Source organism: Aeromonas sp. FDAARGOS 1408 (assembly GCF_019048665.1).
GTDB classification, from domain to species: domain Bacteria; phylum Pseudomonadota; class Gammaproteobacteria; order Enterobacterales; family Aeromonadaceae; genus Aeromonas; species Aeromonas dhakensis.
The window spans coordinates 1,169,182-1,192,590 of record NZ_CP077394.1 but is presented as its reverse complement, the minus strand read 5'-3'; the positions used below and the strand labels follow the sequence as shown (position 1 = coordinate 1,192,590).

The window sequence follows — 23,409 nt, the reverse complement described above, 5'->3', positions numbered from 1 at the left end:
AGGCATCCACCCCGTATCGACCTCGCCCGCCGCCACCAGCAGAGTAACGATGAACAAGATCCGGACCCGTGACACGACGCACCTGGACGTCACCCCGCTCAAAACCGCCAGCCGTGACAGCAGCGGCGCCTATGCCCGCCGCTTCCACGTCATGGCCAAACCGGGGGGCTCCAAGTGCAACATTGATTGCCAATATTGCTTCTACCTGCACAAGGAAGATCTGCTCCATCAACCGAGACAACCCAGGATGGATGAAGATACGCTGGATACCTTCATCCGCAGCTACATAGAGGGGCAAGATGGCGACGAGATCGTCTTCTCCTGGCAGGGCGGTGAACCGACTCTGCTCGGCATCGACTACTTTCGCCAGATAGTAGCGCTACAGCAACAGCATTGCCCGCCCGGGGTCAGCATTCGCAACGACCTGCAGACCAACGGCATCCTGCTCAATGACGAGTGGTGCCGGTTTCTCAAGGAGCACGGCTTTCTGGTCGGTCTCTCCATCGATGGGCCCCGCGCACTGCACGACAAATACCGGGTGACCCGCAGCGGCAAACCCACCTTCGATCTGGTGATGGCGGCGGCCGCGCTGCTGCGCCAGCATCAGGTTCCCTTCAATGCCCTGACCGTCATCAACCGGCACAATGCGAAATATCCCCTCGAGGTGTATCGCTTTCTGACCCGGGAGCTGGGGGCCAGCTACATCCAGTTCACCCCCTGCGTCGAGGCCAGCGACTTCAAGCGCACGGCCCCGCAATTCTGGAACGACAGCATGCTGCCCCTGGTCGGCAGTGACCTGAGCAAACCCGGTCACCCCATGTCGATCGTCACGGACTGGTCGGTGGATCCCGATGACTGGGGCACCTTTCTGGCAACCGTGTTCGAGGAGTGGGTCAACAACGACCTGGGGCGCGTGCTGGTCAATCTGTTCGAAACCGCCGTGGCCCAGACCATGGGGTACCCCTCCCAGCTCTGCGTCACCGCCGAGTTTTGCGGCAAGGCCCTGGCCATCGAGCACGATGGCAGCGTCTTCTCCTGCGATCACTTCGTCTATCCGGAGTACCGGCTGGGGGATATCAAACAGCGCCCCTTGAGCCACATGGCCCTCTCCACCCGCCAGGAGGCCTTTGGCATGTCCAAGCGGGACAGCCTGCCCGAATATTGCCGCCAGTGCCCCTACCTGACGCTCTGCTGGGGCGAATGCCCCAAGAATCGTCTGGTCAGGGCCCCGGATGGCGAGCTTGGCCTGAACTACCTCTGCCCCGGGATCAAGCACTTCTTCGACTACGCCGCCCCCATACTGGCAGGCATAGCCCAGGTGTTGACGACGCAGCAGCAGGGCAGATAAGCCGGCAGGCCCTGGTTCCGGGTCTGCCAAATGCCCATAAAAAAATCCGAAACCCGCCAACGGGTTTCGGATTTTGACACCTTGATAGCTCTGCTCAGCCCTATTGCCCGACCAGGCCCTGCCGATGCAGGGCCTTTTTTACCAGGTCATTGTTTGCCAGGTCATGCTGAGCACCTGCGCTTACTTGGCGTAGTCCTCGGTCGGGATGCAGGAGCAGAACAGGTTGCGATCACCGTAGACGTCGTCGATGCGGTTGACCGACGGCCACAGCTTGGCGGCGCGCACAGCGTCTGACGGGAACACCGCCTCGGCGCGGCTGTAGCCACGATTCCACTCAGCGTCCATCACGTCATCCTGGGTATGGGGGGCATGCACCAGGGGGTTGTCGGTGAGGCTCCAGTGGCCGTCCTGCACCTTGGCGATCTCGGCACGAATGGCGGTCATCGCCTCCACGAAGCGGTCCAGCTCGCGCTTGGATTCCGACTCGGTCGGTTCGACCATCAGGGTGCCCGCTACCGGGAAGCTCATGGTCGGCGCGTGGAAGCCGTAGTCCATCAACCGCTTGGCCACATCCATCTCGCTGATGCCGGACGCTTCTTTGAGCGGGCGGATATCCAGGATGCACTCGTGAGCCACCCGACCGTTGCGCCCGGAGTAGAGCACGGGGAAGGATTCACCCAGCTTCTTGGCCAGGTAGTTGGCGTTGAGGATGGCCACCTGAGTGGATTTCTTCAGCCCCTCGTCCCCCAGCATGGCGATGTACATCCAGCTGATGGGCAGGATGCTGGCCGAGCCGAACGGTGCCGCCGACACGGCGCCGTTGTTGCGGCTCTCCTTGTCGGTCTTGACCACGGCGTGACCAGCCACGAACGGCGCCAGGTGTTTCTTCACGCCGATGGGGCCCATGCCCGGGCCGCCACCGCCATGAGGAATGGCGAAGGTCTTGTGCAGGTTGAGGTGGGACACGTCCGCCCCGATAAAGCCCGGTGCAGTGAGGCCCACCTGGGCGTTCATGTTGGCGCCGTCCAGATAGACCTGACCACCGTGCTGGTGAACGATGTCGCACACCTCCTTGATGGTCTCCTCGTACACCCCATGGGTGGAGGGGTAGGTCACCATCAGACAGGAGAGCTGATCCCCCGCCTCGGCGGCCTTGGCGCGCAGGTCGTCCAGATCCACGTTGCCCGATTTGTCACAGGCGGTGACGATGACCCGCAGGCCCGCCATCTGGGCGGAGGCCGGGTTGGTGCCGTGCGCAGACGCCGGGATCAGGCAGATGTCGCGATGCCCCTCGCCGCGGGACTCATGGTACTTCTTGATGGCCAAAAGGCCCGCGTATTCGCCCTGGGCGCCGGAGTTGGGCTGCATGCAGACCGCATCGTAACCGGTCACCTTCACCAGCCAGTTTTCGAGGTCGGCCAGCAGCAGCTGATAACCCTTGGCCTGGGCCAGCGGAGCGAACGGGTGCAGCTTGCCAAACTCGGGCCAGGTCACCGGGATCATCTCGGCGGTGGCATTGAGCTTCATGGTGCAGGAGCCGAGCGAGATCATGGCGTAGTTGAGGGCCAGATCTTTGGCTTCGAGACGGTGGATGTAGCGCAGCATCTCGGTCTCGGAGTGGTACTTGTTGAACACCTCGTGGGTCAGCACGGCGTCGGTGCGCAGCAGATCCTGCGGGATGGCGTGATGGGCCTGCGCCGCCTTGTCGAGGGCCTCGATGTCCAGACCGTGGCCTGTGCCCAGGAACAGCTCGAACAGCTCGGCCACATCGCCACGGGTAGTGGTTTCAGAGAGGGAGACACCCACCGCACCATCCAGATCGGCGCGCAGGTTGATGCCGAGCCCTTCGGCCTTGGCGATCAGCGCAGCCTTCTCGCCCGTCAGCACAGTCAGGGTATCGAACCAGCTGGCATGCTTGAGGGACACGCCCTTGGCCTTGAGGCCGAGCGCCAGAATGGTGGTCAGACGGTGCACGCGGGAGGCGATGGTTTTCAGCCCCACCGGGCCGTGGTAGACGGCGTAGAAGCTCGCCATGTTGGCCAGCAGCACCTGAGCGGTACAGATGTTGGAATTCGCCTTCTCGCGGCGGATGTGCTGCTCACGGGTCTGCATCGCCATGCGCAGGGCGGCCTTGCCGCGGGCATCTTTGGAGACGCCGATGATGCGACCCGGCATGGAGCGCTTGTAAGCATCGCGGGTGGCGAAGAAGGCGGCGTGGGGGCCACCGTAGCCCATGGGTACGCCGAAGCGCTGAGCCGAGCCCAGCACCACGTCGGCTCCCAGCTCGCCCGGGGATTTGAGCAGCAGGAGCGACAGGATGTCGGCGCTGACACAGGCCAGCCCTTTTTGGGCCTGCACCGCGGCGATAAGCGCCCGCAGATCTTTCACTTCCCCCGTGGTGGTGGGGTACTGGAACAGGGCACCGAACACCTCTTCGGCGCAGGCCTGCTCGGCCGGGCCGACTGCCACGTCAAAACCGAAGTGGACCGCCCGCTCCTTGACCACGTCGATCACCTGAGGGTGCACGTCGTCGGCCACGAAGAAGAGGTGGGATTTGGACTTGGCCATCCGCTTGGCCAACGCCATCGCCTCGGCGGCGGCGGTCGCCTCATCCAGCAGGGAGGCACTGGCCAGATCCATGCCGGTCAGGTCCAGGGTCAGCTGCTGGAAGTTGAGCAGGGCTTCGAGACGGCCCTGTGCCAGCTCCGGCTGGTACGGGGTGTAGGCGGTGTACCAGCCCGGATTTTCCAGCACGTTGCGCAGGATGACGTGGGGCACGTGGGTGTCGTGATAGCCCATGCCGATGTAGCTCTTGGCCACCTTGTTCTGGGCGGCATAGCCCTTGAGCTTGGCCAGCGCTTCCACTTCGGTCATGGAGGCACCGATGCCGAGCGGGCCCGGCCGGCGAATGGCGGCGGGGACGGTCTGCTCAATCAGATCGTCAAGGCTCTCGGCGCCCACCACGGCCAGCAGGGCTCGCAGATCTTCCTCACCCGGCCCGATGTGACGGCGGATGAAATCGGTTTTTTGCTCGAGTTCAAACAGTGACTGGGTCATTTCCCTATTCCTGATAAAAAGTCCTGATAACTAAGTGCCTGACAGCCGGCCTCGGCCGGCTTCACTCATGTTCGGGTGGCAGGGTGGCCCCTGCCGGCACCGGGTGTCGCTCATAGCGACAGGGGGTCGTCTTGTGGCTGCCCGGTTTGCCGCGGGCAAACCGGGACGGACGACTTCACCCTCACCGGCCGGCCTCCTGGCCGACGGGCATGCATACAAACGGGCCCTGCGCGATTGGCAGGGCCCGGGGGCATTACTCTTCGTCCACCACGTTCTGGTAGCCTTCGGCATCCAGCAGGTTGGCGAGCTCGCCCGCGTCGTCCAGCTTGATGCGGAACAGCCAGCCGGCACCGTAGGGGTCGGAGTTGACCAGCTCGGGGCTGCCTTCCAGCTCTTCGTTGACGGCCAGGATCTCGCCGCTCACCGGGCTGTAGATGTCAGAGGCGGCCTTGACCGACTCGGCCACGGCGCAGTCATCACCGGCACCGACCTGCTTGCCCACTTCCGGCAGATCGACGAACACCATGTCACCCAGCAGCTCCTGGGCGTGCTCGGTGATACCGACCACGGCCTCGCCGTTGGCTTCGACACGGATCCACTCGTGGGAGGTGGCATATTTCAGTTCGCTCGGGATATGGCTCATTTGTGCTTCCTTTATTCACTTGGATCACTTGTCCCCGGCGGGTTCGACAGGCGTTGCCGGGGCAAGGGGGTCTGGCGAAGGGCAGCCCCTTCGCCGCAATGGGGTCGTTACACCAGCTTCTGGCCGTTGCGCACGAAAGCCGGCTTGGTCACTTTCACGGTGACCAGCTTTTTGCGGATCTCCACCGAGGCCTGCTCGCCGATATCACGGGGCACCCGCGCCAGGGCAATACTGTAGCCCAGAGTGGGCGAGAAAGAGCCGGAGGTGATCACACCTTCCCGCTCTTCTCCACCGGCGGTGGTGAAGGTGACCGGCATGCCGCTGCGCAGCACGCCCTTCTCTTCCATCACCAGGCCCACCAGCTTGGGCTGGCTGCCGGCGGCTTTCTGGGCTTCCAGCGCGGCGCGGCCGATGAACTGGCGATCGCTCGGTTCCCAGGCGATGGTCCAGGCCATGTTGGCGGCCAGCGGAGAGACGGTTTCGTCCATGTCCTGGCCGTAGAGGTTCATGCCGGCCTCGAGGCGCAGGGTGTCACGAGCACCCAGGCCGCAAGGGGCCACGCCGTTGTCCAGCAGCGCCTGCCACAGATCGCACGCCTGCTCTTGCGGTACCACGATCTCGTAGCCGTCTTCACCGGTATAGCCGGTGGTGGCGATGAAAAGCTCGCCGGCCTGCACGCCGAAGAAGGGCTTCATGCCTTCCACGGCGGCATTTTGCTCGGCGCTGAACACCTTGGCCGCCTTGGCCTTGGCGTTGGGCCCCTGCACCGCGATCATGGCGAGCTCTGGGCGCTCGGTCACGGTCACCCCGAAGTCCTGGGCATGGTGGCGGATCCAGGCCAGATCCTTCTCGCGGGTGGCGGAGTTGACCACCAGGCGGTAGAAGGTCTCGCCAAGGTAATAGGTGATGAGGTCGTCGATGACGCCGCCTTCCGGGGTCAGCATGCCGCTGTAGAGGGCCTTGCCGAAGAGGGTGAGCTTGGCCACGTCGTTGGCCAGCAGGTGTTGCAGGAAGGCTTTGACCCGCTCGCCGGTCAAATCGACGATGGTCATGTGGGAGACGTCGAACATGCCGGCATCGGTGCGCACCTGATGGTGCTCTTCCAGCTGTGAGCCGTAGTTGATGGGCATTTCCCAACCGTGAAAGTCCACCATCTTGGCGCCGGCTTCCAGGTGCTTGGGATGCAGTACTGTAGTCTGGATCATCGCTGTGTTTCCTTAAGCGTTCGCGACAACACTCACGATCCGCCCCGCCCGGCCGCCCTCCGGCGGTTCACCGGGGTCGCAGCAAGAGCAGAGAGTGCCTGAGTCTGTGCTCGTTCCGGCCCGCAAGGCCGGAGTGATTCCTTGAACGCAGCGGATTATATGCCAAGCGGACGCGCATGCCGCTCAAAAAAAACTAATCCACCGCCAGTCAACAGACTCCAGACACTAAGGTAAAAACAGTGATAAAAACAGACCAAACTCGGTAATGACGATATTAAATTTCGATTTTTACCGTTTCGTCACAATTTGGAGAAAAACGTTTCGCCACCAGCCCAGATTAAAGGCTGATGCCCAAACCGGGTCATCAGCCTCCTCACATTAGTTTTGTTGTGAAAACACCCGGGTATTATTAGATTTTTTCACCCTTGGCCAGCGCGGGCAGCTCCCCCTCCAGCTCCATGGCGGCCCGGATCACCCTCTTACTTCGGCCGGGTCGGCAAATTGTTCCCCTTGGCCAAGGCCGGCAACTCACCCTCTAACCCCATGGCAGCCCGGATCATGCTTTGCTTGAGCGGCGTCAGCAGATCGAAGGCGCACAGGCCTGCCCCGCGCACCAGCTTCTTGAGCGGGTTGGCACCGGCAAACAGCCGCTTGAGCCCCTCCATCGCCGCCAGCATGCTGGCCGCCTCGCTCTTGCGCCAGCGCTCGTAGCCGCGCAGGTTGGCGAGCAGACCGATATCCTTGCCCGCCGCCTGATTGCGCAGGATCTGCTCAGCCAGGGCGGCGGCGTCCAGCAGCCCCAGGTTGACCCCCTGCCCCGCCAGCGGGTGTATGGTGTGAGCGGCATCCCCCACCAGCACCAGCCGCTCGCGAGCAAAGTCGCGGGCATAGCGGGCGGTGAGCGGGATGGCGCTGCGCGCCCCTTCCACCTGGCACAGGCCGAGGCGGCCGTCGAACGCGGTGGTGAGCTGGCGGTTGAACTGCTCGTCGTCACACTGACAGAGCGCCTCGGCACGAGCGGCCGGCAGCGACCAGACGATGGAGCAGAGATCCGGTTGCCACAGGGGCAGGAAGGCGAGCGGCCCCTCGGGGGTGAAGATCTGACGCGCCACCGCCTCGTGGGGCTCGGCACAACGTACCGTCGCCACCAGAGCGTGGTGGCCGTAATCCCAGCTGGTGAGCGGAATGTCGGCCTGCCGACGGACCCAGGAGTGGGCGCCATCGGCCGCCACCACCAGTTTGGCCGACAGCGCGCGGCCATCTTCCAGCAGCAGCAGGGAGCCCGCCTCGCCGCTTTGCAGGCTGCTCGCCCGGGCCGGGCTCAGCAGCTGGATGTTGTTGGCCCCTTTACTGTCATCGAGAATCGCCTCCAGCAGCGCCAGCTGGATGACCCGGTTCTCGACGATGTGGCCGAGCTCGGGCTGACGCAGGCTGGCGGCATCGAAGGCGATCCGGCCAAAGCTGTCCTGCTCCCACACCTCCATCTGCACGTAGGGCTGCAGGCGGCGGGCCTCAATGCCGCGCCAGGCCCCCACCTGCTGCAGGATGCGCTGGCTGGCCAGACTCAGGGCGCTGACCCGGTTGTCCGGCGCCTCGTCAAGCGCGGGGGCCGGCAACTGGCCCTCGACCACGGCCACCTTGAGCGCACTCCCCTTGAGCGCAGCGGCGAGCCCCAGGCCCACCATGCCGCCCCCCACAATCACCACATCCACGTTTTGCATCTGCATCGTTTTATATCCTTTCAGGGCTGATCGCCGGGATCAGCGAGGGGGCGCCCGAAGGCAGACCCCTTCAATACGCAAGCTGTGACCCGTCTCAGGGGCGGCACAGGTCGGCAACAAAGCCCAGGGTGCGGGAGGCCAGCGGCGCCTTGAGGCAGTCCAGCCGCCCCATCAGGGAGAGCGCCAGGTTGCGGCCCGCCACCAGCGGGTCGTGATCATTGGAGAAGAGCTGGGCCAGCGAGGAGGTAAGCCAGACCGTCTGCGCCTGATCCCCCTTGCGCTGCTGCCAGTAACCGTTTAGCACCTTGAAGCTGCCGATATCCTCCCCCGCCGCAAGGGCCTGACCGACGGCGCGGGTGAGCAGGTCCAGGTCGCGCATGCCGAGGTTGAAGCCCTGGCCGGCAATGGGGTGCAGCAGATGGGCAGCGTTGCCCACCAGCACAGTGCGCTGGGCCAGCGGGTAGTCAGCCACCGTCAGCACCAGCGGATAGACGTGGCGCTGGCCGGTTTGCAGGAAGCGACCGAGGCGCCAGCCGAAGGCCTTCTGCAGGCGGGCCAGAAAGGCGGCGTCATCGAGCGCCATCAAGGCCGGCGCCTCATCCCGCGCCACGCTCCAGACCAGGGAGGAGAGCCCCCCCTGCATCGGCAGCAGGGCCAGCGGCCCCCCTTGGGTGAAACGCTCGAATGCCTGACCGGCCGGATCCTCGGCCGTCTTGACGGTGGCGATGATGGCGCTCTGGCCGTAGTCGTGACGGCTCACCGCCAGCTTGCACTGCTGGCGCACGAAGGAGTTGCCGCCATCGGCCGCCACCAGCAGACGGGTCTGATAACGCTCGCCGTCCGCCAGGGTCAGGTTCACCCCCTCCGTCAGCGGCTCCACCCGTTCGAGCTGGGCCGGGCACAGCATGCGGATCTGCGGGCAGGCGGCGATCGCCTGTTGCAACTCGATGCCCGCCGCCGACAGCTCGATCACCTGGCCGAGGGCAGACAGGCCATACTCGGCGGCCGTCAATCCAGCCTGGCCGAAGTGGCCCCGATCCGACACATGAATGCGGGTGATGGGGCTGCAATGGGGGGCAAAACGGGGCCAGAGCCCGTGCCGGGTCAGCGCCTCGCAGGTACCAGCGGAGAGCGCGATGGCGCGGGCATCGAAGCCGGGGTGTGCATTGAGCTCGGGGGCGCTCGCCTCCAGCAGCAGGATCTGCAGGGGCTTGGGCCCTGGCAGGGCCGCGAGGGAGAGCGCCAGCACGGCGCCGCTCATTCCACCACCGACGATGGCCACATCGACGTGGTTCAGATCAGATTGAGACATGAGATCAGGGGAAAAGCTGAAAACGTGGGGTCATGCTAACACAAAGCGTGGGGTCGGGATGCGAAGCCACGGGCAAAAAAGCGCAGTCCCTGTCGTTACTTGCCTCATCACAGCCGGCCGGCGCGGGCAACATCCAAATGTAAAAAGAGCACCACCTGGCGCTCTTTTTCGGACTTGCTCGACTCAGTGCAGGGTCGGCGGGGTGCTCGGGGCATCCGGCCGCTTGCCAAACTCCTCGAACGCCATCATGACCCCGAGGCGCACGTGTTCGTAGAGCACCAGGAAGGAGGCTTCGTTCTCTTCATCTTCCTGATCGAACTCGGCGGAGACCTGGGTGATGCTGGCGATGTCCTGGATCATCTCCTGCAGCTCTTCGGAGGCCTTGGAGAGCTCCTGCTGCACCACGCCGAAACCAGCCAGAAAGGCCTGGGACCAGTCCACCAGCGAATCGATGCGCTCGTCGAGGGGCGCTTCGTCGCTTGGCAGCAGCAGCTCTACCCCTTTCTGAGCCATCAGGCTCTCGATCACCTCATGATAGAGATCGGTCATCACCTGGCGCACCGGGGCCGGCAGACCGAAACCGTCGTTGACCAGATCGTTGAAATGGGGCAGCCAGCTCTTGTCGTCCAGGGCCACACCACCGCACACCAGACCGCAGATCACGCCATGGGCCTCTACAGCCGTTGCCATCAGCTCGTGCTGTTCCATCAGGTCGGCCACGGCCGCGTATTTCAGGGGGTTCGTTTTGCTCATCGAAGATCCGCTCAAAGTTCAGGCAAATATGCAGAATTAATGGTCAGGATCCTAGCATTCTCCCCCTTCCAGAGCCAGCAAGGCCTTGAAACTTCTGCATCTGCGCTATATAGTCCCGCCCAGTTGTCCACGTGGATAAAGGCGGAATGACACTCCGCCGTATTGAGGAAGGCATGAGCACAGAGGCCGTAGAAATCGTCATTTTGGGACGTCCCTACAAGGTATCCTGTCCCCTGGGACAGCAGGATGCCCTGCGCCAGGCCGCCGACCAGCTGACTGATAAACTCATCGAGCTGCGTCAACGCTCCAAGGTCTCCAGCAATGAACAGCTGGCGGTGATGGCAGCACTCAATTTCTGCCATGAGCTCTGTCTTGAAAAAGACAAGAATCACCAATACTCTGAGACCATGGACAAGCGGATCAAGATGCTGCAACGCACCATCGAAGCGGCCTTGATCGAGCACGGACAATATGGCGAATCCAGCGACGAAGGCGTACAACCCTAACTCGCAACGTTTTTGAAATTCCCTGGGGTGTTTGTCAGCCGGTTCAAGTCCCCGAGCCGATATTCATACCAAACAGGGGATCTGCCTTCTGGCTATTGCGCATGCTCGGCACGACCGAGAAGCCTGCGGTCAGATCCGATCCCCGCCTTGAACCGACGGTTCAAGGGCCCAAACCGGCAACGGCATCTCCGGGGTACCAACAGCAAAAAGCCCGTCACCAGTGTGACGGGCTTTTTCTTTGCCTGCGCGGCAGTCCCCTCCCCCGCTTCCGTCACCCGGCATATCAGCCCCCAGCGGCGGCCCATAAAAAACCCGCCAACTCGGGCGGGTCTTTTCACATCATTAGGCTCACACGGCCATCTGCTCGTGGGGCGAACCGTGGTGGCGCAACCAGAGGAAGCTCAGCGCCACGATCAGCACCATCAGTGTCATGATGGCGCCCAGGGTCACCTGCCCCTCCATCGGGAAGCAGGCCGCCAGCAGGGTCACGATGCCGGCCCCCAGGTTCTGCATGCCACCGAGGATGGCACCGGCGGTGCCCGCCTGGCCCGGGAAGGGCTCGATGGCGCAGGAGGTGGCTGTCGGATAGAGGATACCGCTACCGATGAAGTAGACGGCAGCCCCACCCACCAGGGAAGCGGCACTCACTATCCCGAACAGACCGGGCAGCAGGATGATGAGTGACCCCAGCGCCAGGAAGGCGATGCCAAGGCGCATCAGCTTGCCCTGGCTCAGGCGAAAGCTCAGCTTGGCGGAGAGCCAGGCACCGAACAGATAGCCGGGCAGCGGCAGCACGAACAGCACGCTGACGGTACGGGCACTCAGCTTGAGCACGTCGCCCAGCAGCACGCCGGCGGCCGCTTCAAACACCGCCAGACCGGCGAAGGTCGCCATCAGGCAGAGCAGGTTGCCCTGAAAACGCGGGTTGCCGAGCACGTGGCGATAGGCGGCACCGACTCGCAGCGGCTGCTGACGGGCCTCCTCCGGCAAGGTTTCGACAAACCAGGCCAGTATGGCCAGGGTCGCCACGGCGCCAAAGCCGAACAGGAACCAGTAGCCCGCACGCCAGTTGAACAGCTCGGTCAGCCAGCCACCCAACACGGGGGCCAGCAACGGGGAGAAGATCACCCCCATGCTGACCAGGCTGTTGGCCCGGTTGAGCTCGGCGCCGGTGTAGCGGTCGCGCATCAGGGTACGGCTCATGGCGCCGCCGGCCCCGGTCCCCAGCCCCTGGATGAAGCTGCCCGCCAGCAGCGCCATGAAACTCGGGATCAGCTGGATGGTCAGGGTACCCACCAGGAACACCATCATGCCGATGATGATGATGGGGCGACGCCCGATGCGATCTGACAAGGGGCCGTAGACAAACTGGGAGAGGCCGTACGGGATCAGATAGCAGGCCATCACCGCCTGCAGCTGGCCGGAGGCCACGTTGAAGTCCCCCGCCATCATGGGAATGGAGGGCACGTAGAGGGTCTGGGTCATCTGGCCCACAGCGACCATCAGAATGGTCAGAAAAAACAGCGGATAAAAACTGTGCCGATACATATCTCAGTCCCGAAAAATCATCGAAAAGCTGCCCGCCTCTGGCAGAAAACCGCAGAGGGGATCCAACAAACAGGGTCAATCAAAGGTGAAAACTCAAGGCGGAGAACCCGCACCGGCCGGGAGCAGGACACTCCCATGGCTTGCCGTCATCTTAGTGATTCAGATCACGAAAAACGAACGAATCTTTATAATCAGCTTTCCTTAGTTTTTCTAATGTGACGGGGTTTTAGGCCCCGTCCACGATAAAAATCAACGCGTTACCATCTGCTGGGCCTGCTTGACCAGATCTTCCGGCTTCTCGTTGCGCGGCGGTATGGTGATCCCCTTCTGGCAGGCTGGCTTGTCAGCCATCCGGTCCATCCAGGCCTGCAGATGGGGCAGCCCCTCGATGGAGATACCGCTCCAGTCATAGATACGCACCCAGGGCCAGGTGGCGATGTCGGCGATGCTGTACTCGTCGGCCAGATACTCGTGCTGGGCCAGATGGCTGTCGAGCACCTCGAACAGGCGGCGTCCCTCCTTCTGATAGCGTTCGATGGCGGCCGGGATCTTCTCCGGGAAGTAGCGATAGAAGACGTTGGCCTGCCCCATCATGGGCCCGACCCCACCCATCTGGAACATCAGCCACTGAATGGCCTGGGAGCGGCGCTTGGGATCCGCCGGCAGCAGCTTGCCCGCCTTCTCGGCCAGATAGAGAAGAATGGCACCCGACTCGAACACCGCGAAGTCCCCGTTGTCCCGATCGACAATGGCCGGAATGCGGCCGTTGGGGTTGATGGCCAGAAACTCGGGTTTCTTCTGATCCAGCGCCGACAGATCGAGCGCAATGACACGGTAAGGCAAGCCCAGCTCTTCAAGGGCAATCGCCACCTTGAAGCCGTTCGGGGTGGCGGCGGTATAAAAATCGATCATCATGGACTCCTTGTGATTCACACATTGGCACAGGACGGATAGGGCCTCGCCCATGTCGGCCAGAGAAACGCTGCGGGATGGACAACATGGACATCCCCCGGCCTGAACATGACGAAGCGGCACAATACCGGTCAGTTATGACAAATATTGTGCCGCTTGAACAGCCCGGCGCAGGGAAGGAAGAGCCTAGTTGCACAGCCCCATGGGTTGACGCTGGCGCAGCAGAATGAGGCGGGAAAGCAGCGGGAAGTAGGACTCCAGCTTGTTCAGCAGCACCCGGCTGCAGGCGGGATCGGCAAGTTCAGACTCTTCCAGCACGATGCCGTTGGAGACAAAATAGAAGCGCGGGTCCCGCACATCCGGCCCCTGAATGGTGAGAGTACCGTCTCCCTTGCGCATCAGCAGCGGCAACACCGGCAACCCGAAGGTGTCGCTGTTGCGCTGCCAGGCAAACTCGGGCCAGGCCGCATTCCCATCCAGCAGCAGGATGGCCGCCTCTTCCTTGCCAGGTTGCCAGTGGGATGGCTGGGTAATGGTTAGCTCGTTGAAGTAGTCGCCGTATCCGGTCGAGTTCCGCAAGGCGGCCAGCAAACCCTGGGTGGAGGTTGCCGACGGTTTTTGACTCACTAATGACAAATTCACGATCCACGTCCCTATGCTCAAGGCAGCCTGTTATTCGGCTGCTGCCCATAAGACTAGACCAAAAAGAGCCTATATTGGAGCCGTCAGATCTGGCAGTCGCCAAGGCCGGAGCGATAACGTATAACAGTTGCCATTGTCGAAAAGACTGGTATGATACCGCGTCCTTTTATTCCCCCGTTCTTTAACATCCAGTGGTGAACCTATGCATCCGATGCTGAATATCGCCGTGCGCGCTGCGCGCAACGCCGGTCAAGTAGTAGTAAAAGCCTTTTCTCAACCCGAGAACATCGAGGTTATCCAGAAGGGCAGCAATGACTTCGTGACCAACGTTGACCGTGAAGCCGAAGCGGCCATCATTCACACCATCAAAAAATCTTACCCGGAACACAGCATCGTGGCTGAAGAGTCTGGTGAGATTGCCGGTACCAATCCGGACTACCAATGGATCATTGACCCACTGGATGGCACGACCAACCTGGTCAAAGGCATTCCGCACTTTGCCGTCTCCATCGCCCTGCGCGTCAAGGGCAAGACCGAACAAGCCGTGATCTACGATCCGATCCGTGACGAGCTGTTCACTGCCACCCGTGGCAGCGGCGCCCAGCTGAATGGCTACCGCATCCGTGTCGGCAAGGCCAAAGAGCTGGCCGGCACCATCCTGGCCACCGGTTTCCCGTTCAAGCAGAAGCACCACATCGAGCCGTACCTGAAGATGTTCCAGAGCATGTTCATCGAGTGTGCCGACATCCGTCGTGCCGGCTCCGCCGCGCTGGATCTGGCCTATGTGGCTGCCGGTCGCGTCGACGGTTTCTGGGAAATCGGCCTTAAGCCCTGGGACACCGCTGCCGGTGAGCTGCTGGCCAAAGAGGCCGGTGCCATCGTCACCGACTTCGTCGGTGGTCACAACTACGAGAACTCCGGCAACATCGTCGTGGCCAACCCGCGTGTCCTGAAAGAGATGCTGGGCAAGATCCGCGAAGAGCTGCCGGAATCCCTGGCCAAGTAAGCCAGCACTACCCGCACTCATCAAAACCCGGCTCAGGCCGGGTTTTTTTATGACCTTTTCATGACCATCAGCCCATCGACGCTGACAAGCAAATCCCTGCCAATGCGCATTGCCATCGCTCCTCTGCCCCTCATGGCCAGCGCTGTCCCGACTGGCGAGATCGTGAGCGTCACTGCCGCCTTGTGCGACGTCAATGCTCGATACCAACCGCAGGCCTAGAGTCGTGACCCATCCCTGTGCTCATGCCTTGAGATGAAGGAGCAACAAAAACAGTTAACCCGGCCGAAGCCGGGTTGACTGTTTGCCTGCAGCAACAGGCCATGACACGGCACCCTGTCTGGTGCCGATACAGCTATTACGCCAGGCGGAAGCGGCCTATGGTCTGACGCAGACCGGCAGCCAGCTGGCTCAGCTCCAGGCAGGCACGGGCGGTATGATCGGCCCCAACAGCGACCTCGTTGGAGGATTCGTTGATCCGCTCCACGTTGCGACCCAGCTCATCGGAGACCGCGTCCTGCTCGCCGCAAGCGCTGGCGATCTGAATAGCCATGTCGGCGATCTGGGCCACCGCTTCTTCAATCTGCTGGATGCCGTCGCTGGTCTGCTCGCTCTGCTCCACGCACTGGCGGATCATCTCGCAGCTCTGGCCGGTCACCTCTTTGGCCTGGTTGGCACGGGCCTGCAGGGTTTCGATGATGGCGACGATCTCGCCGGTGGACGCCTGGGTGCGACCCGCCAGGGTGCGCACCTCGTCGGCCACCACCGCAAAGCCGCGGCCCTGTTCGCCGGCACGGGCCGCCTCGATGGCGGCGTTGAGCGCCAGCAGGTTGGTCTGATCGGCGATGCCGCGGATCACGTCCACCACCACGTTGATCTGGGCGGATTCGCGCTCCAGCTCGGTGACCAGGGTACCGGCCTGCTCGATCTCCTCGGCAACCCGGGTGATGGCCATCAGCGAGCTCTGCACATCCTGATTGCCGCGGCGTGCCAGGGCATTGGCGGAGCTGGCCGATTCAGACGCCGTCTCGGTGTTGCCTGCCACATCGGCCACGGTGGCCTTCATCTGGGCCATGGCGGTGGCAACCAGCGAGATCTCCTGCTGCTGGCTCTGGATCCCCTGTGCCGACTGCTCGGAGACGGCGCTCACCTCTTCGATGGCGGCGCCCAGCTGGGTCACGGCCGCCACAACCTCTTCAATCAGACCGCGCAGGTTGTCCTGCATCTTGAGGGAGGCCTTGGCCAGCATGCCCAGCTCGTCACGACCGATGTGCTGGCGATCCAGCTGATGAGTCAGATCGCCGGCGGCGATGGCGTTGGCCTGGGCAACCACGGCCTGCAGCGGCAGGCAGATCTGGCGGGTCAGGAACCAGGTCATGGCCACCATGAACAGCAGCAGGCTACCGATGCTCACCATGGCAAAACTGGTCACCATGTTGACACTGTCAAGCAGGCTGCCGCGGTTCTCTTTGACGAAGCCGAGGTTCACTTCCACCAGGCCATTGACCGCCTGTTCCAGCTCGCCATAAATGGGGTTGGACTGGAACAGCTGCACCTTGGCCTGCTCCAGCTGGCCCTGTGCCAGCAGTTGATCCACCAGATTGACCGAGTTCAGGTAGCGTTGCCACGCCTGCTTGGCGCCGTTGAACACCTGACGCTCATGGGCGGCACCGACCGTGGCCTCATAACCCCGGAAGGCCTGCTCGACTTTCTGGACGTTGGCCTGGATGCGGCCGCGACGCGCCTGCAGATCGGTGGCGTCATCCACCATCAGCAGGGCAAACTGGGCGCGGCGCACGTAGGATACGTCGTAGAGCAGGTTCTCGACCGAGAGTACGCTCGGCAGGGTGGAATCGGTAAAATTCAACACGCGATCGCGCACGCCGCGCAGTTCGCTGGAGAGAAAAATACCGAATATCACGTTGACGGCGGCAATGACCGCAAAGACCACGGCAATCTTTTTGCCGATAGACAGATTTTTGTAAAACATGGTGGCTGGTGATCCTCGACTGCTGACAAGCAGGTGCACAGTGGCGATCACATCCGTATGAACTGGTAACCCGGGCTTTCCTGACGGGAGATGGGACGTTGCGAAAGACCAAGGGAAGGGTGGGTTTCGCGAGGGCGGCACTTTACCACAAACCTGCCTACTCCTTCACCAGCTTTCGCCGCAACAAAGCAAGTTGTTTTTCCATACAACCAGATCTTCGTCACAAATTATTCAAGACGACCAAATCATTTCAAATAGTTAGCCGATGAATGCAATCGATGTCCCGGCATGGACAAGTGAGGCCCGGCTCGCTGTAATGCAAGAGTCCCCGGATGGCGCCGCGCCATTCCTGCCGTCAAGCAAAAGAGGTGATCTTCATGGATAACGCGTCAGCCCTGCCCCTTTCCTCCTGGTCAGCCCAGCTGCGCGAGCAGCTGCGGGCACGCCCGGTGATCGCCATCGGCCTGTTCGTTGCTTTAGCGGCCGTCGTGCTGTTGCTGCTGCAAAGCCTGGTGATGCTGGCCGCCGGCGACATCAGCCCTGGCGTTCGCTACGGCCTTATCGGTGGCCTGGCCGGCTTTGCCGCCACCGCACTTGGCGCCCTGCCCGCCCTTTTTCTGCGCTCGGTTCCGCAACGGGTAGAAGACAGCATGCTGGGCTTTGCCGCCGGCATGATGCTGGCAGCCAGCGCCTTCTCCCTGCTGCTGCCGGGGCTCGAGGCGGCAGAGGGGATCACAGGCGACGGCTTTCTCGCCGCTGCCGTGGTGGTAGTCGGCATGACCCTCGGGGTACTCCTGATGCTAGGGCTCGATCAATTCACCCCCCATGAACACGACAAGACAGGCCCCTGCGGCCCCGGTCACGAGAGCTGCTCCCGGGTCTGGCTGTTCGTGTTTGCCATCGCCCTGCACAACCTGCCGGAGGGAATGGCCATCGGGGTGAGCTTCTCGCAGGGGGACATGTCGGTGGGCCTGCCGCTCACCACCGCCATCGCGTTGCAGGACATTCCGGAAGGGCTGGCGGTGGCACTCGCCATGTGCGCTGCCGGTTTTCGCCCCGGCATGGCCGTGCTGGTTGCCATCGGCAGCGGCCTGCTCGAACCGCTCGGGGCCCTGCTCGGCGTCAGTCTCTCCAGCGGGATGGCCATCGCCTATCCCATCGGCCTCGGGCTGGCCGCCGGCGCCATGCTGTTCGTGGTCTCCCACGAGGTGATCCCGGAAACGCACCGCAACGGCCACCAGACCCACGCCACCCTGGGCCTGATGGCTGGGTTTGCGCTGATGATGACTCTGGATACGGCACTTGGTTGATAAGGTTCTGATATATGGCGTAATGTTTCAGCACTAACGCCGCGACATCCGCAGGCAACGCCGCATTTTCCCACACATCGAGGGCCAGCATGACATGATATTCCGGGTGATGGTGCAGGGTTGTCTGCTGGCAGTCACTCACCGGGCCGTCAACGCCACCGAAATCTATCGCACGGCGGCGCAGCCCGAGTCCGCTCCCAAATACACCCAGATGGCGGATGGCTGCATCGGGGGGCTCTGCGTCGAACTGTTTCGATTGATGGAGCAACAGGAGCCTGCCCTGCGCATCGAGGGGGATCAGCACTTTATCCCCCTCAAGCGACTGGAAAAACGGGTGCGCTTTGGCCAGCTCGACTTCCTCTGCGGCGTGGGCGACAATCCGGTCCGCCGCAACCACTTCCTCTATCTGCAGCCCCCCATCTTCACCGTACGCTACCACCTGGTGGTGCGCAGCGACGACCCGATCGAGATCCGCCACTGGGACGACGTCAGGGCCCTGGGTAATGCGGGGATCATCCTCGTCAATCACGGCAGTGGCGCCATCGAACGGCTGCAGGCCATACAGGGGCTCATCATCGACAGCGGCGGGAGCAGCAGCGCCGCCAACTACGACAAGCTGCTGATGAAGCGCGGACGCTTCGTCTACTACCGCTCACCCGGTATCGAAGCCGATCTGCAGCGCCATCACCTGAGCGACCAGATCCGCATCCTCCCCACCGCCATGGAGACCATCCCCTTCTATATCCTGTTTTACCAGCGCACCTCCCCTGCCCGCCTGGCCCTGTTTACCAGCACCCTGCAACGGTTGGCGGACCGCGGCGAGCTGGCCAGATTGGCCGAGCGCTACCCTTGAGTGGACCTTCCCACCCGCCAGCATCGGAATGCTCGGCGCCATCGCCAACTTTTGTTATGATCCACAACAACTTATTCGGCCAACTGGCCATCAAGACGAGGTGAGTGATGAAAGTAGGTATTATCGGCGCCATGGAACAGGAAGTGGCCCTGCTGCGCAGCCAGATGAGCAACCCGACCACCCTGCAACTGGGCGGCTGCGAGTTCTATCAGGGCACCCTGGCAGGCAAGGAGGTGATCCTGACCCGCTCCGGCATCGGTAAAGTCGCCGCCAGCGTCGCCACCAGCCTGCTGCTGGAAAAATTCGCCCCCGACTGCGTCATCAACACCGGCTCTGCCGGCGGCTTTGCCCAGGACCTGCACATAGGTGACGTGGTGATCGCCAGCGAGATGCGCTTCCACGATGTCGACGTGACCGCCTTTGGCTACGAGATGGGCCAGATGGCGCAGCAGCCTGCCGCCTTCCCCTGCGACGAGAAGCTCATCGCCGTCGCCCAAGCCTGCATTGCCGAACAGGGCAAGCATCAGACCAAGGTCGGCCTCATCTGCACCGGCGATCAGTTCATGTGCAAGCCCGACGCCATCGCCAAGGCTCGCGCCGACTTCCCGCAGATGCTGGCGGTCGAGATGGAAGGGGCCGCCATCGGTCAGGTGTGCCACATGTTCAAGGTGCCCTATCTGGTGGTGCGTGCCATGTCCGACATCGCCGGCAAGGAACAGGTTGAATCCTTCGATGCCTTCATCGAGGTGGCCGGCAAGCACTCCGCCGAGGTGATCATCAAGATGCTCGGCAAGCTGTGATCACACTCAGCTCTCTGGAACAGATGGCCGCCACTCCGGCGGCCATTTTGCTCGGGGCCGCGCTGCTGGAGGCCATCGTGCCCTGGCCGGCCCACTATCGGCTCTCCGCCGTCGTGCCCCTGCTGACCCGGCTGGGTCACAAGGTGTGTCGCCCCGATGGCACCCCCGGTCAGCAACTGCAGGCCGGCCTGCTGGCCATGCTGATTGTCTGGCTGCCGTGCGCCGCCGGACTCTGGGCGGTGCGCAACCTCTCGCTCTCGGAGCCGCTGTTCGACCTGCTGTTTCTGCTGCTGATGCTGGAATCGCGCCCGTTGCGGGAACTGGCCCGTGCCACTCGCGCGCTGACAGACCAGGATACCTTGGTGGTGGCCCGGCTGCAGGCGGCCCCCTGGCTCAGACGAGATACCGGTAAACTCTCCCTGATGGGGCTTGCCAAGGCGGTCAGTGAAAGCTGCGCCCTGCGCCTGATAGGACAATGGGCCGGCCCGCTGCTGGGGTTCGCCCTGGCGGGTGTGCAGGGGGCCCTGATGTGGCGCCTCGCCCAGCTGATGAACCAGGGCTGGAGCCCGAAACTGCCAGCCTTTGCCCACTTTGGCCGGGCCGCCGCCGTGCTCTACCAGGCCCTGTGTACCCCTGCCATCTTGTTGTTGGCGCTGCCCTTGTGCCTGACCCAGCTGCGCAAGCTGGCCAGCCGGTTGCGTACAGCCATGCTCTGGCCCTACCCCGCCATGGGAATACTGCTGGCGCTGCTCTCCGGCTCGCTGGGCTGCAAGCTCGGTGGCCCCCGTTACTATCAGGGCAGCTTGTTCCGTTTTCCCGTGTTTGACGCCGCCGCCGAGCCGGATGCAGGTACGGCCCTGCGCCTGCTCAACCGTCTGCAACAAGCCGGTTGGGGCTGGCTGGCGCTGGCATTGCTGCTCACTGTGCTGGAGCAGCTGCATGGCTAGATGGCTCACCCTGCTCTGCCTGTTGTGCATGTCACCCGTCCTGCTGGCTGGCACGCCTGCACGCATCGTCAGCCTCACCCCCCACCTGACCGAACTGCTGTTTGCCATCGGCGCAGGGGATCGCATCGTGGCTACCGATGATGCCTCCGATTATCCGCCCGAGGTCAAGCGCCTGCCCCAGGTGGCCAACTACCGCAGCATCAATCTGGAAGCCCTGCTGGCCCAGAAACCCGACCTGATCGTCGCCTGGCGCTCCGCCCAATCCCGCATGCTGGCCCCAATCGAGCAGTTGGGGATCCCGGTGTTCTATTCAGAACCGACCGACTTTGCCTCCCTCGCCACCGAGATGCGGGCCTTGGGAAAAACATTGAGGGTGGAACAAACCGCCAATGCCGAGGCCGACGCCTATCTCGCCCGCCTGGCCGCCCTTGGCCAGCGCTACGGCAAACCCAAGCATATCAAGGTGTTCTACCAGCTCTGGTATCCACCGCTGACCAGCGTCAGCGGCAACGCCTGGCCCGCCCAGGCCATCGAGCTGTGCGGCGGGGAGAACCTGATGGCGGATGCCCGCACTCCTTATCCCCAGGTCAGCCTGGAGCAGGTGATCAAGGCCAATCCGGCGTTGATCCTGGCAGGGAGTCAAGACGCTGACGCCCTGCGCCACTGGCAACAGTGGCCCATGGTGGATGCCGTTCGCCACCAGCGTCTGCAACTCATCAACTCGGATGAGCTGCACCGTTTCACCCCGAGAGCACTCAATGCGGTGGAGCAGATATGTCAAGCAATCCAGACCTGCATGCAAACTCGCGATTCTTCCTGATAGCTAACTCTGATTAGGACATAACGATTTGCCGGCTTGAGACCCCTATCATTCACACTGTTTTGTGAAAAACAGTCAACATTATTCCAAAATGCGGGTATTCTTCTTGTTGGAATATAATGAATCTACTGTTTGTATGACTAGATGCCACAATAAAATGTTACTATTCACAGGCAGTACCAGCTCGTTTGGACAAACATTGGTCAAAACAGCACAGAAACTTTATAAACATAAACGGAAATAACCATTATTCAATCTCGTGACGAACTGAAGTCGCTCGAAGTAACGCGGAATCCCAACAACTCCTCAATGTATTTTATTGGTGATCTAAGAGATAATAGCCGGCTCACCAAGTCAATGTGTTGCATCTATTATGTGGTCCATGCAGTAGCTTTGCAACAGGTTACAGCTGCTGAATACAACCCAGCAGAGTGCATCAAAACCAATGTTCATATTGCTGAAAACTCATCTAGGACGCAAACCCAATCCATTCCTACGGCGCCACTGCCGGCATCCAATAAATCCTTCATGACAGCAAACTATATTACAATTATACATTATAATCCTACCAGTTTTGTCATAACCCACTATGGCGATATGGTCAGTTATAGTTGTTCTATCGCCCCATTATTTCAAAGAAGATGGGCTAGTGCGAAGATACTTTACCCACCATCAATTAGAAAAATGACCCGCGCCTATATCACCTTGCATCAAGGGATATACTTCATGTTGAATAATTCTGATCGCATGAAGGTGGAAGAATTTTTGTTCCAAAATTGCCATTGGTCCGTATCTCGGATCTTACCAGTGCTACGGCGCCAAACCTGTCACATAAGATCATCGATATTCATTCCGAGGAAAATTTCACCAAATAATGTTCCCAAATGGGGACCATTATTACGCGTTCGAGTTCGACGACTTCTTCGTGATTGGTCCGACCATCAACTTCAATAATTGTAACAATGTGGACTGTCCCCACCCTAGTAGACGATCCAGCCCTAGAGTTTTAGCATAAGAGGGGCGTATGGGCACTCCACGATTTACACCTGAATTTTAAATAAAAAGCCGTGCGTTAGATAACTGCTCTTGGTTATTCAATGAGTAGAAATCTATGACTTGCTGGAGATTTCTGCACACAGTTTTTATAAATGGCTGAGGGCCATCAAACCGGATAATAGTGAGTAGCATGCTCGAGACTTACTGGAAGAAAAGAGTGAGGTCCTGAGGCTATGGGTACAGTTAAAATGCACCAAAGAAAAGTGGAATATACTGAAAAGGTCGCTCAGAAATTTACAAGAGAGCCCGACTGAAGTATCGTTTTATTAGCGAGCACGCTCTGTATGGGGTGTCATGACAATGTGTCTGGTAATAAATGTCGCTTGGGCTTATTTTTATACATAGCAGCACCATTCGATGCTATTCACGTGTTCAAAACAACCTGCCCCCAGAAACACTCATTCGTGACCCACACACTTTAGGCCGCCGTGTATGGCTATCGCTAGATTGATGGCAACCTGAATGAGTACGGCAAAACCTGTGGTAAAAACGGGTGGGATAGCTTATGCAAATAAATCAGATCACAACGGTTTTCGGCTATAAATCGCCACGTAGGGTATCCCGTAGATCTTCCACCGCTGCACCTAATTGTATACAGCGATAAGTTATTTTTATATGGGTAAATCAGGTTTGGTTACCAATACCACCTATATCCGCACTTGATTTGGCTGGCTGTATCTGGCTATAGTTATAGATATTTTCACTTGTAAAATGGTGGTCTGGTGGATAAAACAGATCCTTTCACGCGAGTTCGCGTTGGGTGCACAGCTGATGGCCGAATGACAGCGTAAACCAGACAGCAAGGTCATCGTGCACTCTGGGGCCAGAGTAACTAATATGATAGTGACGACTAGCAGCCTTTCTGCCAGGCCAACAACCTAGCACCAATTATGAGCCGACGTGACAGCTGGACAATGCGGTAGCTGAATCGATCTTCAGTTTGCAGAAAAAAGATCGCATTAGAAATGCCGCTACCATACTGA

Annotated in this window: 19 protein-coding genes, 1 other RNA gene and 1 pseudogene; 11 read left to right on the top strand and 10 right to left on the bottom strand. The window is 61.0% G+C overall.

The window, feature by feature from the left end:
• The first annotated feature begins 49 nt into the window (after positions 1–49).
• Entirely contained in the window at positions 50–1,348 is a 1,299-nt protein-coding gene (locus I6L38_RS05685; RefSeq protein ID WP_216989274.1) for an anaerobic sulfatase maturase, read from the top strand.
• 180 nt (positions 1,349–1,528) lie between these two features.
• Here the strand turns inward: I6L38_RS05685 and gcvP are convergent, their stop codons facing one another.
• The 6 genes from gcvP to I6L38_RS05655 form a co-directional block, all read right to left on the bottom strand.
• Positions 1,529–4,405: an aminomethyl-transferring glycine dehydrogenase gene (gene gcvP, locus I6L38_RS05680; RefSeq protein ID WP_216989273.1), complete on the bottom strand. Its 2,877-nt coding sequence runs from the start codon at positions 4,403–4,405 to the stop codon at positions 1,529–1,531.
• 253 nt (positions 4,406–4,658) lie between these two features.
• The gene (gene gcvH, locus I6L38_RS05675) at positions 4,659–5,048 is read right to left on the bottom strand and encodes a glycine cleavage system protein GcvH (RefSeq protein ID WP_010634317.1); all 390 of its coding nucleotides are present in this window, start codon (positions 5,046–5,048) and stop codon (positions 4,659–4,661) included.
• A gap of 107 nt (positions 5,049–5,155) precedes the next feature.
• The gene (gene gcvT, locus I6L38_RS05670; protein ID WP_017786684.1) at positions 5,156–6,253 is read right to left on the bottom strand and encodes a glycine cleavage system aminomethyltransferase GcvT; all 1,098 of its coding nucleotides are present in this window, start codon (positions 6,251–6,253) and stop codon (positions 5,156–5,158) included.
• A gap of 479 nt (positions 6,254–6,732) precedes the next feature.
• Positions 6,733–7,980 (bottom strand): FAD-dependent 2-octaprenylphenol hydroxylase, encoded by a 1,248-nt coding sequence (locus tag I6L38_RS05665; RefSeq protein ID WP_216989272.1) that lies wholly within the window; start codon positions 7,978–7,980, stop codon positions 6,733–6,735.
• A gap of 88 nt (positions 7,981–8,068) precedes the next feature.
• Entirely contained in the window at positions 8,069–9,286 is a 1,218-nt protein-coding gene (gene ubiH / locus I6L38_RS05660; protein ID WP_216989271.1) for a 2-octaprenyl-6-methoxyphenyl hydroxylase, read from the bottom strand.
• A 183-nt stretch (positions 9,287–9,469) separates the two neighbouring features.
• Positions 9,470–10,039, bottom strand: coding sequence for a UPF0149 family protein (locus I6L38_RS05655; protein WP_005299696.1), 570 nt, complete (start codon positions 10,037–10,039; stop codon positions 9,470–9,472).
• Between the two features lie 173 nt (positions 10,040–10,212).
• On the opposite strand from I6L38_RS05655, the gene zapA reads away from it, so the two are divergent.
• Both zapA and ssrS read left to right on the top strand, forming a co-directional pair.
• A complete protein-coding gene (gene zapA / locus I6L38_RS05650) occupies positions 10,213–10,545 on the top strand; it encodes a cell division protein ZapA (RefSeq protein ID WP_005299694.1) in 333 nt (110 codons plus the stop codon).
• Positions 10,546–10,561: 16 nt separating this feature from the next.
• A non-coding RNA gene (gene ssrS, locus I6L38_RS05645) (6S RNA) lies at positions 10,562–10,744 on the top strand.
• 149 nt (positions 10,745–10,893) lie between these two features.
• Here the strand turns inward: ssrS and emrD are convergent.
• The 3 genes from emrD to I6L38_RS05630 form a co-directional block, all read right to left on the bottom strand.
• Positions 10,894–12,093: a multidrug efflux MFS transporter EmrD gene (emrD, locus tag I6L38_RS05640; RefSeq protein ID WP_005299692.1), complete on the bottom strand. Its 1,200-nt coding sequence runs from the start codon at positions 12,091–12,093 to the stop codon at positions 10,894–10,896.
• A gap of 249 nt (positions 12,094–12,342) precedes the next feature.
• Positions 12,343–13,005 (bottom strand): glutathione S-transferase family protein, encoded by a 663-nt coding sequence (locus I6L38_RS05635; RefSeq protein WP_005299690.1) that lies wholly within the window; start codon positions 13,003–13,005, stop codon positions 12,343–12,345.
• A 186-nt stretch (positions 13,006–13,191) separates the two neighbouring features.
• Positions 13,192–13,647 carry a hypothetical protein gene (locus tag I6L38_RS05630; RefSeq protein WP_216989270.1) on the bottom strand — a complete coding sequence of 152 codons (456 nt, stop codon included), beginning with the start codon at positions 13,645–13,647 and terminating at the stop codon, positions 13,192–13,194.
• A gap of 202 nt (positions 13,648–13,849) precedes the next feature.
• Between I6L38_RS05630 and suhB the strand changes: the two genes are divergently transcribed.
• Positions 13,850–14,653, top strand: a complete 804-nt coding sequence (suhB, locus tag I6L38_RS05625; protein ID WP_005299686.1) for an inositol-1-monophosphatase — start codon at positions 13,850–13,852, stop codon at positions 14,651–14,653.
• A gap of 355 nt (positions 14,654–15,008) precedes the next feature.
• Here the strand turns inward: suhB and I6L38_RS05620 are convergent, their stop codons facing one another.
• On the bottom strand, positions 15,009–16,640 hold the full coding sequence (locus tag I6L38_RS05620; RefSeq protein ID WP_019840399.1) for a methyl-accepting chemotaxis protein: 1,632 nt from the start codon (positions 16,638–16,640) through the stop codon (positions 15,009–15,011).
• 377 nt (positions 16,641–17,017) lie between these two features.
• Here I6L38_RS05620 and I6L38_RS05615 point away from each other — a divergent pair, with 377 nt between their 5' ends.
• The 7 genes and pseudogenes from I6L38_RS05615 to I6L38_RS22575 all read left to right on the top strand — a co-directional run.
• A complete protein-coding gene (locus I6L38_RS05615; RefSeq protein WP_024942773.1) occupies positions 17,018–17,950 on the top strand; it encodes a ZIP family metal transporter in 933 nt (310 codons plus the stop codon).
• 94 nt (positions 17,951–18,044) lie between these two features.
• On the top strand, positions 18,045–18,803 hold the full coding sequence (locus tag I6L38_RS05610; protein ID WP_024942774.1) for an ABC transporter substrate-binding protein: 759 nt from the start codon (positions 18,045–18,047) through the stop codon (positions 18,801–18,803).
• Positions 18,804–18,910: 107 nt separating this feature from the next.
• On the top strand, positions 18,911–19,603 hold the full coding sequence (gene mtnN / locus I6L38_RS05605; protein ID WP_017786676.1) for a 5'-methylthioadenosine/S-adenosylhomocysteine nucleosidase: 693 nt from the start codon (positions 18,911–18,913) through the stop codon (positions 19,601–19,603).
• On the top strand, positions 19,600–20,550 hold the full coding sequence (locus I6L38_RS05600; RefSeq protein ID WP_024942775.1) for a cobalamin biosynthesis protein: 951 nt from the start codon (positions 19,600–19,602) through the stop codon (positions 20,548–20,550). Before mtnN ends, I6L38_RS05600 begins: the two co-directional genes overlap by 4 nt.
• Positions 20,543–21,370, top strand: a complete 828-nt coding sequence (locus I6L38_RS05595; protein ID WP_024942776.1) for a cobalamin-binding protein — start codon at positions 20,543–20,545, stop codon at positions 21,368–21,370. The genes I6L38_RS05600 and I6L38_RS05595 overlap by 8 nt, the downstream gene beginning before the upstream one ends.
• A gap of 240 nt (positions 21,371–21,610) precedes the next feature.
• Positions 21,611–22,324, top strand: a complete 714-nt coding sequence (locus tag I6L38_RS22770; RefSeq protein ID WP_216989573.1) for a polysaccharide biosynthesis protein — start codon at positions 21,611–21,613, stop codon at positions 22,322–22,324.
• 70 nt (positions 22,325–22,394) lie between these two features.
• Positions 22,395–23,390, top strand: a pseudogene (locus I6L38_RS22575) (IS3 family transposase); the annotation flags it as partial.
• Positions 23,391–23,409 lie beyond the last annotated feature (19 nt).